The sequence below is a fragment of the Streptomyces sp. NPDC051172 genome (genome assembly GCF_040682555.1).
Lineage (GTDB): Bacteria > Actinomycetota > Actinomycetes > Streptomycetales > Streptomycetaceae > Streptomyces.
Map to the genome: position 1 here is coordinate 1 of NZ_JBFBBE010000079.1, position 16,644 is coordinate 16,644.

13 protein-coding genes and 1 pseudogene are annotated in these 16,644 nt (G+C 67.2%); 10 read left to right on the forward strand and 4 right to left on the reverse strand.

Annotated elements, in window-relative coordinates:
• Window positions 1-114: 114 nt before the first annotated feature.
• A pseudogene (locus tag AB0N07_RS34830) lies at window positions 115-1,047 on the forward strand (DNA cytosine methyltransferase); the annotation flags it as partial.
• A 9-nt stretch (window positions 1,048-1,056) separates the two neighbouring features.
• Window positions 1,057-2,409 carry a DNA cytosine methyltransferase gene (locus AB0N07_RS34835; protein WP_365842075.1) on the forward strand — a complete coding sequence of 451 codons (1,353 nt, stop codon included), beginning with the start codon at window positions 1,057-1,059 and terminating at the stop codon, window positions 2,407-2,409.
• 995 nt (window positions 2,410-3,404) lie between these two features.
• Here AB0N07_RS34835 and AB0N07_RS34840 read toward each other — a convergent pair.
• Together AB0N07_RS34840 and AB0N07_RS34845 are read right to left on the reverse strand one after the other, a co-directional pair.
• On the reverse strand, window positions 3,405-3,950 hold the full coding sequence (locus tag AB0N07_RS34840) for a GNAT family N-acetyltransferase (protein ID WP_365842077.1): 546 nt from the start codon (window positions 3,948-3,950) through the stop codon (window positions 3,405-3,407).
• A gap of 2 nt (window positions 3,951-3,952) precedes the next feature.
• The gene (locus AB0N07_RS34845; RefSeq protein WP_365842079.1) at window positions 3,953-5,224 is read right to left on the reverse strand and encodes a hypothetical protein; all 1,272 of its coding nucleotides are present in this window, start codon (window positions 5,222-5,224) and stop codon (window positions 3,953-3,955) included.
• Between the two features lie 186 nt (window positions 5,225-5,410).
• Between AB0N07_RS34845 and AB0N07_RS34850 the strand changes: the two genes are divergently transcribed.
• From AB0N07_RS34850 to AB0N07_RS34880, 7 genes are all read left to right on the forward strand, one after another.
• Complete coding sequence (locus AB0N07_RS34850; protein WP_365842081.1) at window positions 5,411-5,890, forward strand: hypothetical protein; 480 nt, start codon at window positions 5,411-5,413, stop codon at window positions 5,888-5,890.
• Window positions 5,891-6,098: 208 nt separating this feature from the next.
• On the forward strand, window positions 6,099-6,536 hold the full coding sequence (locus AB0N07_RS34855; protein WP_365842083.1) for a hypothetical protein: 438 nt from the start codon (window positions 6,099-6,101) through the stop codon (window positions 6,534-6,536).
• 88 nt (window positions 6,537-6,624) lie between these two features.
• Window positions 6,625-7,032: a hypothetical protein gene (locus tag AB0N07_RS34860; protein ID WP_365842085.1), complete on the forward strand. Its 408-nt coding sequence runs from the start codon at window positions 6,625-6,627 to the stop codon at window positions 7,030-7,032.
• An 11-nt stretch (window positions 7,033-7,043) separates the two neighbouring features.
• A complete protein-coding gene (locus tag AB0N07_RS34865; RefSeq protein ID WP_365842087.1) occupies window positions 7,044-7,547 on the forward strand; it encodes a DUF6879 family protein in 504 nt (167 codons plus the stop codon).
• A 451-nt stretch (window positions 7,548-7,998) separates the two neighbouring features.
• Entirely contained in the window at window positions 7,999-9,423 is a 1,425-nt protein-coding gene (locus AB0N07_RS34870; RefSeq protein ID WP_365842089.1) for a non-reducing end alpha-L-arabinofuranosidase family hydrolase, read from the forward strand.
• Window positions 9,424-9,754: 331 nt separating this feature from the next.
• A complete protein-coding gene (locus AB0N07_RS34875) occupies window positions 9,755-10,273 on the forward strand; it encodes a signal peptide protein (RefSeq protein ID WP_365842091.1) in 519 nt (172 codons plus the stop codon).
• Window positions 10,274-10,526: 253 nt separating this feature from the next.
• Window positions 10,527-11,951: an alginate lyase family protein gene (locus tag AB0N07_RS34880; RefSeq protein WP_365842093.1), complete on the forward strand. Its 1,425-nt coding sequence runs from the start codon at window positions 10,527-10,529 to the stop codon at window positions 11,949-11,951.
• Window positions 11,952-11,995: 44 nt separating this feature from the next.
• On the opposite strand, the gene AB0N07_RS34885 is transcribed toward AB0N07_RS34880, so the two are convergent.
• Window positions 11,996-13,522, reverse strand: a complete 1,527-nt coding sequence (locus AB0N07_RS34885) for an MFS transporter (protein WP_365842095.1) — start codon at window positions 13,520-13,522, stop codon at window positions 11,996-11,998.
• 138 nt (window positions 13,523-13,660) lie between these two features.
• On the reverse strand, window positions 13,661-14,977 hold the full coding sequence (locus AB0N07_RS34890; RefSeq protein ID WP_365842097.1) for a DUF445 domain-containing protein: 1,317 nt from the start codon (window positions 14,975-14,977) through the stop codon (window positions 13,661-13,663).
• A gap of 220 nt (window positions 14,978-15,197) precedes the next feature.
• On the opposite strand from AB0N07_RS34890, the gene AB0N07_RS34895 reads away from it, so the two are divergent.
• Complete coding sequence (locus AB0N07_RS34895) at window positions 15,198-16,532, forward strand: SGNH/GDSL hydrolase family protein (protein ID WP_365842099.1); 1,335 nt, start codon at window positions 15,198-15,200, stop codon at window positions 16,530-16,532.
• The last annotated feature ends 112 nt before the right edge of the window (window positions 16,533-16,644 follow it).

A 16,644-nucleotide genomic window follows, 5' to 3' on the forward strand; every position in this document is an offset into this window, starting at 1 on the left:
ACGACCTCAACCCCCTGACCGTGCTCCGCGACCTCTTCGCCGGAAACCCCTGGCTGCCACCCGCTCACGCGTAATCAACGACCTGAGCAGTCACCTCGTCGATTCCGCTCGGTCGAGATCTGTGCTGGGGCAGGAGCGCAGGCCCTCGGGCTGGAACGAGCCGGGTTCGATCCCGTCCTACTCATCGACAGCAAAGCTGATTCCTGCTTCACGATCGACCTGAATCGGCCGGAGTGGGACGTGATCTGCATGGACGTCGCCCAATTCCGTCCGAGTGAGCGTCCAGAGACTCTGGGTGTCGACTTGGTCAGCGGTGGGCTGCCCCGCGTGAAGTCTCCCGCCAGTGTCGGCCGAACAGAAGACATGGAGGAGCGCGGAGTTCTCAGAGCTGCGATAGGGCTGGTACGCGCAATCAGCCCGAAAGCGGTGCTATTGGAGAACGTTCCGGACCTCGTGGAGAGTCCTGACTTCGCCTCCGACCGTTCGTGGATCGAAACCGAACTCAGGGATGCCGGCTACAAGTGGAGTTGGCGAGTTCTCAATGCATCGGACTTCGGTGTGCCGCAGAATCGCAGCAGCGGCTTCCTCGTCGCCATGCAGGCCCCGTACTTCTCCCGGTTCTCCTGGCCAGAGCCGGACAAGTCGCCACCACCGTCCGTCGGCGAGGTACTCGGCTCTTCCATGTCCGCTTATGGATGGCCGGGCGCCGAACGCTGGATCAAGGGGGCCGACCGCATCGCACCCGCCCTTGTCGGTGGCTCCGACCGTCGGGGAGGCGCCGACCTCGGTCCCACCGGCACCAAAAAGGCATGGGCCACCCTCGGCGTGAACGGCACCAGCCTCGGTGATGAACCCCCGGGGACGGACTTCCCCGCGGACGGCCAACCCAAGTTGACCGTCGAACAGGCTGCGCTGATCCAGTCGATCCCCAAGGAATGGAGCTTCTTCGGGGGCAAGACGTCCAAGTATCGACAGATCGGACACGCTATGCCACCGCCGCTCGCAACCGCCGTCGGACGGGCCATCTCGGCCGCCCTGCGCAGCTAAGATCGCCTCATGAGCACGCCCCGCCCACTCACCCCCGAGCCCATCACTGTCCTTGATCTTTTTTCTGGATGTGGGGGCTTCACCCAGGGGTTTCATGAGTTTCGCCCGAAGGGGGCCGAGGGGAGCGGGCCCGTCTTCCGCAGCGTCGCGGCAGTCGAGCACGACCTCGCTGCCGCGGCGACGTATGCGGTGAACTTCGGAACCCACAATTCAGGCAATGGACTTCCCGCTGCGCGCGTACATCTCGAGGACATCGAGGACTGGAAGCCTACGGAGGAAGCACTCCACTCGGACGTCGTAGTCGGAGGGCCTCCCTGCCAGGGCTTCTCGGCTCTCAACCGCCACAAAAAGGGCGCTGAACGGAACCGCCTGTGGGAGGAATACGTTCGCATTGTCGGCAGAATCCGCCCGAAGGTCTTCGTCATTGAAAATGTCGATCGATTCCTCAAATCGGACGAGTTCCGCAACCTCCTCAACGAAGTAGAAGAGGGCGGCCGACTGTCCGAATACCGACTGGTCGATCCCCCCGGCCATGAGACAGGGGAAACAGAGGAGACCAAACACAAGCGCTACCTCCTCAATGCGGCCGACTACGGTGCGGTTCAAGCACGTCGCCGAGCCATCGTGATCGGCGTCCGCAAGGACATTGACGATGGCCAATCGTTGAAGTACCCCGCTACGACTCATTTCCGACGCCCAAAGCGTAGCATCGGCATCCCCAGCCAACCCTTCGCCGACGTAAACATGGAGCCCTCTTACTGGAGGGCAGTCGATGGCGTATTCGACGAATCGAAATTGCTCGAACTCCGAGGCACCGAACTTCCGGACGGCAAGGAGTACATCGTTGACGTGGATTCCGTCCTCCCCGGAGTATTCACAACCATCGACCTGCACTTCGGCCGCAATCCTGAACTACTCTCAAGGGCCCGCTATCGTGCCATCCCCAAGGGTGGTAACCGCAAAGATCTGAGCGGCAAGTGGTACACGGTGGACGGGGATGGCGAGATCCGAATCTTCGACACTTCGAAGCCCGCGGGTGTGGAGACGCAGGTGAGCTACCTCTCGACCGAGAGCTGGGACAACCACAACACCGGTACCGGGGATGTCATGGGCCGACTTCGACTGGGCGAGCCTTCGGTGACCATCCGGACCGAGTTCTTCAAGCCGGAGAAGGGCCGCTACCTCCACCCCACCGCACCCCGTCCGATCACTCACTACGAGGCTGCCCGAATCCAGGGCTTCCCGCTCGACTTCCGCTGGTGCGGTTCGAAGACCGACATCGCCCGACAGATCGGCAATGCCGTGCCCATCCCTCTTGGCACCGCCATTGCCTCAGCGGTATACGCCTACTTGCGCGGCTGACTACGCCGTGCCGGCCCGCCGGCAGACACCGACTGCACAACACGAACGGCAGCTTGACCGAGTGACGACCCATGACCACGGGCCCAGCCAGTGCCTCCGGCCGACGGCGAAGGACACTCGGTCGCGGTACGCGGATACACGCAGGTCGACTTGAGCCGAACGTCTTCAGGTCGTCACCGAGGAAGGCGGACGGTGCCCCGGTAAAGGGGTTTGCCGGGGCACCGCTTGGCGCCAAGATCATTCGTGAGGACGGATCACCAGCTCAACGATCAGGCCCCACAGCACCTTTACAGCTGCTGCGACGGCGAACTTTGAGACCAGCTCCCTGCGCCACTCCTTCTTGCTCTCGGCCACCGCTCCACCTCCTGAATTCGAATACAGCTCCTTTGCGGACGACGGGCGAACCCGCCCGGAACGGAGTGCAAGGGGGGCACTCGTCCCGCTCGTGGAGGCGATGCCCGCCCCCCGGCCCAACCCCTTATGGGCCGAGGGACGGACTTCCCCTTGTTTCCGCGCCTGGAGCTGTAGTTCAGGCGATGGAGCTTCCAACGGTAGCGCTAGTCAAGCCAACTGGCCATTGCTCCATGCTTAGTTGACGTAACTGAGCCGATGACAGGCCGATGCTGGAGCCGGATCATGCCAGGGGTACCGTCAGAGATCCGAACGCCGGGTTGGGAGGTTCTGGACTGGACGTCTCGTCAGCATCCGCTCAGCAAGATCCGTAACTGCACAGGGGGCATACCCGAAGTGCCAGCGTGTCCCAGTCATCACCACCGTGTGTGCGTACTCTGTGACGATCGACGCGAAATCGACCTCAGCGTCCGCACCTGCACGCTTGGCCTTTCCAAAGCACCGTCCGGGGTAAAGTTCCACAAGGGCGCTCGGTCCTGAGTCCAGGCTTCAGCAGTATGGACGGCCTGCTCGGTCCATGCTGATCCGCGAGCTCCACGCCTCACGCTCTGACGGTCGCCGATTAGCCGATCAGGAGTCCGGTCTCATCCAGCCCGTAGCCGGAGCACCAACGCGTCGTACAACGGCGCATCAGGGAACGGCAGTAGTTCCCCGAACCACTCGTAGCTCCACGACTCGTAGAGCGCGCGGACCTTAGGGTGATCGCGCTCGACAAGGAGTGTGACCCGCTCCTCTGGACGGCCGCTCAGCAAGGCGTCGTGGATTTGTCGCGCCGTACCAGTACCGCGGACTTTCTCGACAACCATCAGCTCTGAAAGCGCAAAGGTGCGTGAACCGGTCTCCCTAGTGGCCTCGTCCGGCACGGGGGTTTGCAGCCCATTCCACCATCGCGTCATTTCCTGCAAGGTGCATCCGTACGCGTAACCGATCGGGGTGCCATCCAGATAGCCGACAACCGCGGCGAATCCCGGAACCTCAGCGTTCCAGCCGAGCCGCTCGTCGAACCGCTCGACGCTGTGGAAGTCTTCGCCCAGCTGGTCCTTGTAGATATCGGCATACACGTCGAGGAGCTGCTGTCGGATTTCGCTCAGGCCTGCCGCGTCCCTGCGTTCCAGCCGCAGCCCTTCCATTTTCATTCTCCCGCCCGTCGTGTCTGTTCCAGGAAGTCTGCGGCGGCGGGGACTTGCGCGTGACGCTGGAGACGCCGCCGCAGGTCATCGAGCTTTCCCTGAACTCGCTCGCTTTGAACGCGTCCCGCAAGGGCGACTGCTTCGCCGGCCTGGGCAGCAGCGTGCTCGACATTGCCGTCGTCGAGGAGCGCCTGGGCGTGTTGGACGGTGTAGTAGACCCGGTTGCGCTCGAAGCGCGGTTCGAGCATCTGGAGTGCCGAGGCGGTAAGTTCCTCGGCTCGCCGGTACTGCCCGAGGGCTTGATGCGCGGCACCCGCCAGGCCTGTCAGCTCTGCGGGGGTGAGGAACGAGAGCCAGGCAACGGGCTGGCCCTGCGTTCGCTCATATGCAGTCTCAGCTCGGGCGAGCGACCGCTGGGCACGCGTACGGTCGCCGGTTCGAGCATGACCGACAGCCTGGCGGCAGTGGAGCAATGCCATCAGCCACGCATCGTTCTTCGCCTGCCTAGTTTCAACGGCGGCACGTCCAATGCACAGGGCCTCCCTGTCACGGTTGAGAAGCCGAGCCTGCATCGCAAGGTTGGACCAGACCCGAGCCTGCAGCATCCCGTCTCCGGAGAGCATGCCAGCTTGCAGTGCCTCGTTGTACAGATTGGCCGCGTCTGTCTGCCGACCGGCGTCGTAGGCGAACCATCCAGCAGAGGCAGCCAGATCTCCCATTGCCGAGTACAACAATCGCTCCACTCGCTCTCCGTAGGTGCAGCGGTTGACGGCACCTTGAACACGGCGCAGAGCTTCCGAAGCGACGTCGTGCAAGGCACCGCCGCCCAGGGCGTGGTCGTACTTGTACAGCGTGGGAACGATGTCGCGGATGCGCTCCACATCGCTGGTGCCGAGCCGACCAACCGTCGGAATGAGATCCAGGCTGAGGGTTGCGGCCAAGCCGACCGCAATGAACTCCCTTCGACCTAAGGCCTGTTGTTGCAATCCCTGCCGTGGCCGTGTCGGCTGTGGCGGGATGCGTGAGGACTTGCGCGGGATGAATCCCATCTCTTGCGGGCTTCGGTCGAAGATCTGCTGGAGGGGCACCAGGTAGCGCGGCCACGGCCACTGCACGTCGCCTGCGATCCACCTGCGCACATGGCGATCAGTGCAGTTCACAGGGTTGCCAAAGAGATCCACCGCGGCGCTGTTCACAGCCTCAGCGAGTTCCTCGTGGGTGTAGCCGAACTCGGCTAACAGGGTTTCAAGCCTGGTGTTCCTCTTGGCGGCCACAGATGCTCCCTCGCCTGGCTGGTCCCTCGACGGTAGTCCTACCAACCGCCGCTCGGTAAAACTGTCCGGTCGGCGGCGGGTAACTCCCCAACATCTGTCCTCATGGACGACGGGTCACTTCGGGTTTCCTCATGAGTGTGAACAGCGCACTCAACCCAGGGAGCTACGGTGCTGGCGCCAGCAGACATGGACAGACTGATCTCCGAGTGGCTTGCCCGGGCGCATCCAGTGCCACAGCGTGCTCGTGCGGAATGGTCGAACCAAGCGGTGGCGTTACTCCCGCTCGGCGGCCTGTTCGCCGCGGTTCGTCTGCCGGGTGAACTCGTCCACGCCGCCGTCAACAGCGAGGACGCCAGCCAAGTGGCCTCCGCCCTGGATGCATTGCTGCAAGGCCCCGTCATCCACGATCACCGGACCACAGGCCCCACGTACTACGCCCTGATCAACTGGGGCGCGGGCGTAATCCAGCAGATGGACCACAACGAGGATGCGCCCTGCCTGAGCACGGGCACCTACCTCGGTGTCCCGCGCATCGATCGCCGAGAACCGCCCGGAACCTACTGGGTGGTGCCTCCGCGATACGACGGTGATCTCTGTCGCCCTGGAGCCGTGCGCTCCCTCATCGCCAAGGGCCGTCGGACGCTGGCGCTGCACGCCACCGCCTGACTTCGGCTTTACGGAATCTCGCTGCCGTATCGGATGGAGTCAGACACGCCCACCAGTTCGGCGGCGAGCGCAAAAGCCCTCTCCCTGAGATTCGACAGGCATTCGGCACTCAGGGAGAGGTCTACCCGAAGGTCCATCCACTGTGAGGTGAATTCGTGACCTACACAACCCCGTCATGCCCGGATCAGTGCGCGAAGGGGGCGACGCGATGACCACCACCGTCGCCACCGCAACCCGCACCGGCCGCTCCCTCGTCACCGACCCCGACTTCGACATGCTCGCCGCCTTCTGCGCCGACGAGTACGGCCTGGAACGCGGCGTCGCCGACCGCGTCACGGATCAGGCCCTTGCCCTGGTGTACGTCATGGGCTCGACCGGCGAGGGAGCCACCATGGCCCCCTCCCAGCAGGTCGACCCCGGATGGCACACGCTCATCCTGCACACCGACTGGTACGCCAACTGGTGCCAGGAGCAGTTCGGTTACTTCCTCCACCACCAGCCGAACAGCAAGACCCGCACGCGCGGCCTGATGACCGACGTCGTCGGGAGGATCCGCGCGGCCGGATTCGAGGTCGACGAGCGGCTGTGGGGTACGGCGGCCGACTGCAACCCGCCCAGCTGCTGCGGCGACGGTCCCTGCTGCTGAGCGCACTCCCGTAACCCTCCCCCTCTGAGCGGGTCGGCCTTCCCGGTCGGCCCGCTCGCTCCCCCTGCGCCAGATCGGACTCACCCCCGTGCCCCTGACCGAACTGAGCGCGACCAGCCGCCTGACCGTCTTCCCGCTCGACAAGCTCACCGTCGCCTACACGACTCAGTCCAGTGACAAGCGCGACCTGGGCGACATCGGGCTCGTCACCGTCGTCCACGAAGACGGCGACGAACTCGGCTACGACGGCGACGAGTTGTGGCAGCTCGCGCTGGACCTCGGCGGGCGTACGACCGGCGGGGACCAGGCGCGGTGGATCCTCACCCAGGCCAGCCGTGCCCGGATGGTCAGCGCCTACACCGACCTGCCGGACGCGACCTGGACGGCGTACATCCGCCGACGCTTCGCCCTCGACGCGCTGTTCGCCAACCACGACGTCCTGATGACCGGCCGGATCGAGCTGACGACCCGCGCCAACTCCACGCTTTCGCTCTGAGGAGGCTGCACATGCCTGACACCGGCTCCGACCCCGTGTACCTGGACGGCGACGAATGGAAGGCATACTTCCGCGACTTCAAACGCTCCGCGTTCCGGCTCGAAGTGCACCAGACGTACACGATGCCCGGCGAGGCTGAGACGTTCCGCGCCTTCCGCTCCGGGGAACCGATGCCGACGGACTTCAACAAGGCGTGGCACCAGACCATCCGGGACAACGCGGCGGCGGGGCGGACGATGACCCGCGCAAAGATCGTTCGGCACCCTCTCTCGTCGTACAGCCGCTACCTGTTCGCGTGGGGCATCCCCGGAAACGTCGAAGCCGGGGAGGACTACCGAATCCTCGATGTGACCGAGCGGCCGAATCCCGGGTTGCCGGAACAGGACTTCTGGATGTTCGACGAGACGACCGTCGTACACCTCAACTACCGCCCGGACGGGACGCAGATCAATCGGGAGCTGATCCGGGATCCGGACATCGGCAAGTACCTCGCGTGGCGTGAGCTTGCGCTGTAGAACGCCGTGCCGTTCCGGGCGTATCAGGGGTGAGTCGCAGAGGCGGGCCCGGCGTGCACCTTTGTCTGAAGGCAAGCCCGCCCCCGCTCGGAGCAGGTAATCCCGGTGCCAGGATGGACGGCCGTCGACGAACACGGCAGCGACGGGTAGGAGTTGTGGCGGCCGGCGCGTGACCTCCGCGGACGCACCGCAGGCGGGGACCAGAGCCCGCACCACCACGGAACTCGAGACCACCCGATTTCAGCCTGCGAATGTTTTCGACTCGCGAATTGTGTGAGAGGTATTGACGCCGATCAGGGGTTCTCTATGATCCGGTTGCCCGACCCTTCGACCTTTGTTCGGAATAGCGAACGGCGCCACGGCTGCACCGCATCGACAGTCCGCACAGCTCAACCGCAAAGCCCCCGTCGGGGTCAAACGGAACCGCTTGTTCGAGGATGACGAGGTCTCCATGCGCAGACGTATTTTCAGCCGCAGACATCCCTCTGCAGTGCTCGCCGCCGCGGTAGCGATCCTGGTCTCGCTGGCCGCAATGCTCGTCGCCGGCCCGGCTCAGGCCGCCACCAGCGGTGCCTTACGCGGCGTCGGTGCCGGCCGGTGTCTCGATGTACCGGGCGCCGGCCAGACCGACGGCACGCTCCTGCAGATCTGGGACTGCACGGGCGCGTCCAACCAGCAGTGGACGCTGACGGACAGCAGTCAGCTGACCGTGTACGGCAACAAGTGCCTGGATGTTCCGGGTCATGCCACCACGGCCGGGACCAAGGTGGAGATCTGGTCCTGCAACGGCGGCACGAACCAGCAGTGGCGGGTGAACTCCGACGGCACGGTCGTCGCCGTGGAGTCCGGGCTGTGCCTGGACGTGTCGGGCGGAGCCACCGCCAACGGCACGGCGGTGCAGCTCTGGAACTGCACCGGTGGCAGCAACCAGAAGTGGACCGGCCTGTCCGGGGCGGGCAGCACGTGTTCGCTTCCGTCGACGTACCGGTGGAGCTCGACCGGCCCGTTGGCGCAGCCGGCGAACGGCTGGGTCTCGCTGAAGGACTTCACCAACGTGACGTACAACGGCAAGCACCTGGTCTACGGCTCGACCGTCAACCAATCCGGGTCGTACGGCTCGATGGGCTTCGCTCCCTTCACGAACTGGTCCGACATGGCGTCGGCCGGCCAGACCGGGATGAACCAGGGCACGGTGGCGCCCACGCTGTTCTACTTCGCGCCCAAGAACATCTGGGTGCTGGCGTCCCAGTGGGGTCAGTGGCCCTTCTTCTACCGCACCTCCAGCGACCCCACCAACCCCAACAGCTGGTCCGCGCCGCAGGCGCTGTTCACCGGCAGCCTCCCGGGCGGCGCCGCTCCGATCGACCAGACCCTGATCGCCGACGGCCAGAACATGTACCTGTTCTTCGCCGGTGACAACGGCAGCATCTACCGGGCGAGCATGCCGATCGGGAACTTCCCGGGCAGCTTCGGCTCGTCGTACACGACGGTCATGAGCGACTCGGTGAAGAACCTCTTCGAGGCGCCGCAGGTCTACAAGGTCCAGGGCCAGAACCAGTACCTCATGATCGTCGAGGCGCGGGGTGCGACCGAGCAGCGCTTCTTCCGTTCGTTCACGGCCTCCAGCCTGAACGGTACGTGGACGCCGCAGGCCGCCACCGAGTCCAACCCCTTCGCGGGCAAGGCCAACAGCGGTGCCACCTGGACCAACGACATCAGCCACGGCGACCTGGTCCGCAACAACCCCGACCAGACCATGACCATCGATCCCTGCAACCTGCAGCTCCTCTACCAGGGCCTGTCCCCCGACACACCGTCGGGCACCCCCTACAACCTGCTGCCGTGGCGGCCGGGTCTGCTCACTCTGCAGCGCTGACCCGCTCGCCGACCTGAGGAACCCCGGCCGTGCGTCGGCCGGGGTTCCTCTCTTGCCTGAGCGGCGCGCTCGTTGCAGGGCCTTCACATCTGCACCCAGCCGGATCGCCGGGCTTCACGTGTCGTTCGCCTTGCCTGTTCGGTCAGGAGGCGGGACGGCTCTCCTCCACCTTCGGCCGGAATCCGGCCCGTCCACCTCGTCCTTTCGGCCGATACGCCGGGTGGCGCCGACTTCCTGTGCTGCACTGCGTAGTCTTGAGGAAGTCCGTGAGCGACAGCCCTGCCGGGCAGGCCAGTTCACCCCAGCGAACCCGAACGAAGGAACAGCGAACGTGTCGTTGAAGAACAGTCGTCTCAGGCTTGCTTCCCTGGCTCTCGTCGTGGCGGTCTCCGGCCTGGCCATGGCGAGCCCGGCCATGGCGGCCACGCGGCACACCGCCGCGGGAGCGGTCGCGGCCGCGGGGTCGCAGGAGCATGCGCCGGCCGTACCTGCCGGTTTCGTGGACCTGCCGACGAGCGCCCTCCCGGTGGGCAGCGCGCAGCACGAGTTCACGGTCACCTACCGCAACGACTCTTCGGCGGACCGGACCGTCGCTCCCCAGCTGCTGGTGGAGTCGCCGGACGCCGGGCCGTTCCTCGCGCCGTCGGACATCAGGCTGGAGCGGCGCACGGCGGACGGCTGCTGGGAGGCCGTCCAGGTCGGCACCCAGACCGGCACGCTGTTCACCGACCTCTCGACCGGCCGGCGCACACTGCACGCGGGCGAGACCCTCACCCAGGTCTACCGCCTCACCGTCACCAACCCGGAGGCCAGGGGCACGGTGGCGCCGAGGGTGGCGTTCTACAACTGAGCCTTGCGCCGGGCCCCTTGGGGAGCCGGCGCGTCGCCGTAGACACGACTGAGCCCGGCGGTGGTCCACCGCCGGGCTCAGTTCGTCGGCAGGTTTCGCTCCGCCGGGCGGGCCGGGACGAATCGCTTTTCGGGTGCGGCGCCGTTGGGGCTGAGCGCGCCCACGGAGGCGGGCAGCCGCACCCCGGGCACAAACCCGGTGCGGCTGCCCGCCAGTTTTTGTTATCGAGGGGCGGCCCGGCCGTCTCCGTACCATGCATGTGACACGACAGATCAGCCGCCGCACCATGCTCAAGGCCACGGGCGCCGCAGCCGGAGCCGTCGGTCTCACCGCTGTCACCACCCCCGCGGTGGCCGCGGGCGGGGCCTTCGCGCATCCCGGGCTCCTCCACACCGGCGCCGACCTCGCCCGTATGGCCGCCAAGGTGAAGGCCGGTGCCGCCCCCTACACCGCCGGGTACGCGAAGCTGACCGCCAACCGGCATTCGCAGAGCGACTGGATACCCAATCCGCAGGCCGTCGTGTACCGGGGCGTGGAACTGCGCCCCCGCAGCACGTGGCCGCAGAACTACGGGGCCCTCTACAACGACATCCACGCCGCCTACCAGAACGCCCTGCGCTATCACGTCAGTGGTGACAGCGCGCACGCCGACACCGCCGTCGCGATCCTCAACGCCTGGTCGGCGAAGCTGACGAAGGTCTTCGGCAGCGCCGACCGGTTCCTGGCCGCCGGGATATACGGGTACCAGGCCGCCAATGCGGCCGAACTCGTCCGCGACCACAAGGACTTCCAGCTCGAGAGATTCCAGAAGATGCTGGTCGACGTCTTCTACTCGGTGAGTGAGGACTTTCTCGTCAGGCACAACAACGGCACCCCGGCCCCCCACTACTGGCCCAACTGGGACCTGTGCAACATGGCCTGCGCGCTGGCCACGGGCATCTTCTGCGACGACCAGAGCAAGGTCGAGCGGGCCGTCGAGTACTTCAAGCACGGCGCCGGCATGGGCTCGATCAAGCACGCCATCCCGGTCGTGCACGACGACGGGCTCGCCGAGTGGATGGAGGCCGGGCGCGACCAGGGGCACTCGCTGATGGGCGTCGGGCTGATGGGCACCTTCTGCGAGATGGCCTGGAACCAGGGCATCGACCTGTACGGCTACGACGACAACCGCTTCCTCAAGGGCGCTCAGTACGTGGCCAAGTGGAGCCTGGGCGGGAATGTGCCGTACACGCCCTACGCCCAACTGGACCAGCGTCCGGGGATCCAGCACCCCACCGCGGTCGCCCAGGCCGGCCCGACACAGGTACGGCCGGTCTGGGCCATGGTCGCCAACCACTACACCAAGCGGCGCGGGCTGTCCGCCACCTATCTCACGCAGATCGCCGCCAAGTCCGCGCCCGAGGGCGGCGGCGGGGACTACGGGCCGAACAGTGGGGGGTACGACCAGCTCGGGTTCGGGACGCTGGCGTTCACCCGGGACAAGGGGGTGACCGCCGCCGCCGCGCCTGCGCCCTCGGTGGCGGCCACCGCGTCCGCCTCCCCCGGCGGCGGCGACCTGGCCGCCACCGGTTCGCAGGACGTCGTCGGATGGGCGGCCGCGGCGGGGGTCACCGCCGTCGCCGGTGGTCTGTTGTTCCTGCGCCGCCGCGACCGCGTTCGCCGCGACGGCGCTCAGTGACCCCGGGCCTCGGCAGTCCCGGGCCATGACCGTGCGGCGCAGCCCTACGCCGTGGCCGGGCGGGACTCCGGCTCCCGTCCTCTCCTCGACCGCACCGCGGAGGCCGCCGCAGTCAGCGGTTTCGCGATGTCCTCCAGGGAGCGGCGTTCCGCTCGTACCGCCAGGAACGCCGCGACCAGGCCCGCCGCGCACATCAGCGTCGCGCCGATCTGGAAGGCGAGGACCGTGTCGCCGACCTTGCCCGTGCCGGTGAGGTCGGCGAACAGCAGCGGGCCGCTGATGCCGCCGGCCGCGGTTCCGAGGGCGTAGAAGAAGGCGATGGACATCGCACGGGTCTCCATCGGGAAGACCTCGGAGACCGTCAGATAGGCGCTGGACGCGCCGGCCGAGGCGAAGAACAGGACCGCGCACCAGCAGGCCGTCAGCGTGTCCGCGCTCAGCGAGCCCCGGTCGAACAGCCATGCCGTGCCGAACAGCAGCAGACCGGAGATCAGGTACGTCGACGAGATCATCACCCGGCGGCCGACCGTGTCGAAGAGCTTGCCGAGCAGCAGCGGGCCGCAGAAGTTGCCGATCGCGATGACCGCGAAGTAGTAGCCGGTGTCGCCGGTCGGGACGTTGAAGAACTTCGTGAGGATCGCGCCGAAGCCGAAGGTGATCGCGTTGTAGAGGAAGGCCTGGCCGATGAAGAGCGAGAAGCCGAGGATCGAGCGCCGGCGGTAGTCGGAGAACAGCGTGCGGGCGATCTCCGTGAAGGTCACGCTGCGGCGCTGGTGGATCGTGATCTCGCCCTCGGGGCGTTCCAGCGGCCGGCCCTTCTCCGCTTCCACCTGTTCCTCGATCGCTGTCACGATCTGTTCCGCCTCACGGTCCCTGCCGTGGATCAGCAGCCACCGTGGACTCTCCGGGACGTGCCGTCGTACGAGAAGGATCACGAACGCCAGGAGCGCGCCGAGGGCGAACGTCAGCCGCCAGCCCACGTCCTTCGGCAGGACGGCGGTGTTCAGCGCGAGGATCGACAGCAGTGAGCCGCCCACCGCGCCGAGCCAGAAGCTGCCGTTGATGATCAGGTCGACGCGGCCACGGTAGAACGCCGGGATGAGCTCGTCGATCGCCGAGTTGATCGCCGCGTACTCGCCGCCGATGCCGAAGCCGGTCAGGAAGCGGAAGGCGAAGAACCACCAGCTCGCGAAGGAGACGGCGGTCAGGGCGGTGGCCGCGAGATACACGGCCAGGGTGATCATGAAGAGCTTCTTCCGGCCCCACTTGTCGGTCAGCCGGCCCCAGAACAGGGCGCCGGCACACGCTCCCGCCACATACAGGGCGGCCGCGATGCCGGTGACCTGGCCCGAGGAGATCGGCAGGCCGCTGCCGGACTCGGACAGCCGGCTGGCGATGTTGCCGACGACCGTGACCTCCAGGCCGTCGAGGATCCAGACGGTGCCGAGGCCGATGACGATCGTCCAGTGCCAGCGCGACCAGGGGAGACGGTCGAGGCGGGCGGGGATGTCGGTGGTCACGGTGTGGCCGGTTGCGGCGGTGACGCTGCCGCCGGGTTGGGCGCTGGGCATGGGCTCCCTCCTCATCGAGCGAACCAGTGGCGGGTATCCCGGACCGGCGGCACTACGCCCGGCGGTCGGTGAGTCACCCGGCTCGGAGGAGCGAAACCGGGCCGATGTGCGGCACCCGGCCGATGTGCGGCCCCGCCCTCACGCCCCCAGCGCCTGCGACACCGTATAGATCAACAACCCGGCCAGCGAGCCGACCACCGTGCCGTTGATCCGGATGAACTGCAGGTCACGGCCGATGTGGGCCTCGATCTTGCGGGTGGTGTGCTCGGCGTCCCAGCCGGCCACGGTGTCGGTGATCAGGGAGGTGATCTCCTTGCGGTAGGTGGTGACCACGTAGACCGCCGCGCCCTCCACCCAGCCGTCCACCTTGGCCTGCACCTTCGGTTCGGCCGCCATCCGCGCGCCGAGCGACAGCAGTGAGGCCCGCACGCGCAGGCGCAGCTCGCTGCGCTCGTCCTCCGCCGCCGAGACGATCATGGATCGTACGGCGGTCCAGGCGGAGGCGATCAGGTCCTGGACCTCGCCGCGGCCCAGCACCTCGCCCTTGAGCCGCTCGACACGCGCGCGCGTGTCGGTGTCGGACTGCAGGTCGGAGGCGAAGTCCGACAGGAACCGGTCCAGCGCTGCCCGCGCGGGATGGGACGGCATGTCACGCATCTCGCCGGCGAAGCGGAGGAGTTCCTTGTAGACGCGCTCGCCGACCCTCTTGTCGACGAAACGGGGCGTCCAGCCGGGGGCACCGCCCTGGACGGCCTCCATGATCTCCGAGTCGTGCCAGACCAGCCAGTCGTGCGCCCGTGTCACGATCAGGTCGACGACCCGTTTGTGGCCGCCGTCCGCGACGACCTTCTCCAGCATCTTTCCGATGCCGGGGGCGATCTCCTGGGAGTCCGCGCGCCGCGTGATCGCCTCGCCGACCACCGCCTGCACGTCCGAGTCGCGCAGCACGGTCAGCGCACCCCGCAGCGCCGCCGACAGCTCGGCCGTCACGCGGTCCGCGTGCTCGGGGTCGGCGAGCCACGCGCCGAGCCGGCTGCCGATGCCGACGGCACGCAGACGCTGTCGTACGACGTCCTCGGAGAGGAAGTTCTCGCCGACGAACTCGCCGAGGGACACCCCGAGCTGGTCCTTCTTGGTCGGGATGATCGCCGTGTGCGGGATCGGCAGGCCCAGCGGGTGCCGGAAGAGGGCGGTGACCGCGAACCAGTCGGCGAGCGCGCCCACCATGCCCGCCTCGGCAGCCGCGGCGACATAGCCCGCCCAGGGGCCGGCCCCGGAGTTCTCCGCCCACTTGGCGAGGGCGTACACCAGCGCCACGAAGAGGAGCAGCCCGGCCGCGGTGAGCTTCATGCGGCGCACCCCGCGCTGCTTCTCCTCGTCGGCGGCACTGAACGTCGTCATCGCGCGGGCGGTGACACCCTTCTCCGCCTTCTCCACCGGATTCGTGCGCTCCATACACTCCACCCGTTCGTGATCCCCTGCACACATTGTCCCTTCCTGACCGACTACTGGAACTGAACAAGAGTTCCCGGCGTCGGTCAGGAGGGGGAGGCTCTTCGTGAACTCCGGGGGCCCAAAGGGGGGTCCTGTTCGGCCACCCCTGACCCCATGTCGCATCATGGGGTTGCTCACTTCGGAGCCTGGGGCTCCACTTTTTCGAGGAGACCCGCACCGCATGACCAGGTATCACGGTTATGCCCTGCTTTCTGCGATCATCGCCGTGATCGTGGGCCTTTCCACTGCGATATACGTCGGGGTCGCAGCCGACGACGGCAGCGCCGGCACCAACGCCCTCGGCGGGGCGGTCGCCCCGCACAACCCCGCCGCCCCCGCCTCCACCGGCATCTGGGTCGGCTCCTGGTCGGCCTCCCCGGCGGGCGCCGAGCCCGGCACCGAGACGTTCGGCATGGCGGGCCGCTCGGTCCGCAACGTCGTGCACACGAGCGTGGGCGGTACGAGTGCCCGTATCACCCTCTCCAATCTCTACGGCCGGACGGCGCTGACCGTCACGCACGCCTCGATCGCCGTGGCCGTCGCCTCCGACACCGCGGCGGCCTCCGCGGACACCATGCGGCGGCTGACCTTCGGCGGCGGCACCACGGTCGTCGTCCCGGCCGGACAGCAGGTCCTCAGCGACGCCGTCCGCATCGTGATCCCGGAGGGCAGCGACGTACTGGTCACCACGTACTCGCCCACCCCGTCCGGCCCGGTCACCTACCACCCGCAGGCACGCCAGATCTCGTACGTCGCAGAGGGCGACCTCACCGAGGACGTGACCGGCACCGGTTACACCGAGCAGACGCCGTTCTGGCGCTACCTCACGGCGCTGGACGTGCTGAGCAACGAGTCGGACGGCGCCGTCGTCGCGTTCGGCGACTCCCTCACCGACGGCATAACGTCCACCCAGAACGCCAACCACCGCTGGACGGACGTCCTTTCGGAGCGGCTGCGCACGGCGATCAGGTCCGGCCAGGACCTGCCCCGCTACAGCGTCGTCAACGAGGGCATCAGCGGCAACCAGGTCCTCGCGAGCGGCCTGGGCCGCCCCGCGGACAACGAGAGCGGCCTCAGCCGCTTCTCCCGTGACGCCCTCGCCCGTACGAACGTCAAGGTCGTCGTCGTCGACCTCGGCGTCAACGACATCCTGCGCAACCCCCGTCTCGCCGACCCGAACAGGATCCTCGACGGCCTGCGCACCCTGGTCCGCGAGGCCCACTCCCACGGCATCAAGGTCATCGGCGCCACCCTGATGCCCTTCGAGGGCCACCGCGGTTACACCCCGGCCCGCGAGGCGGTCCGGCAACAGATCAACGCCGAAATCCGCTCGGGCCGCATCTACGACGCGGTGGTCGACTTCGACAGGGCCCTACGGGACCCGTACGACCCGCGCCGCCTCCGCTCCGACTACGACTCGGGCGACCACCTCCACCCGACGGACAGGGGCTTTGCGAGGATGGCCGCAGCCTTCGACCTGAACGAGCTGAAGGGCTCGGCCCCGGCAGAGCTCTAGGGGACCCGGCCTCACCGAGCCTGCGGGCAGTCGTGCCGCCCAAGGGCGGCTCCCGACCCGAAGACAGGCGGCACCCGGCAGGCGAACCCGCCGTCACCCCAGCGCAGCCGCC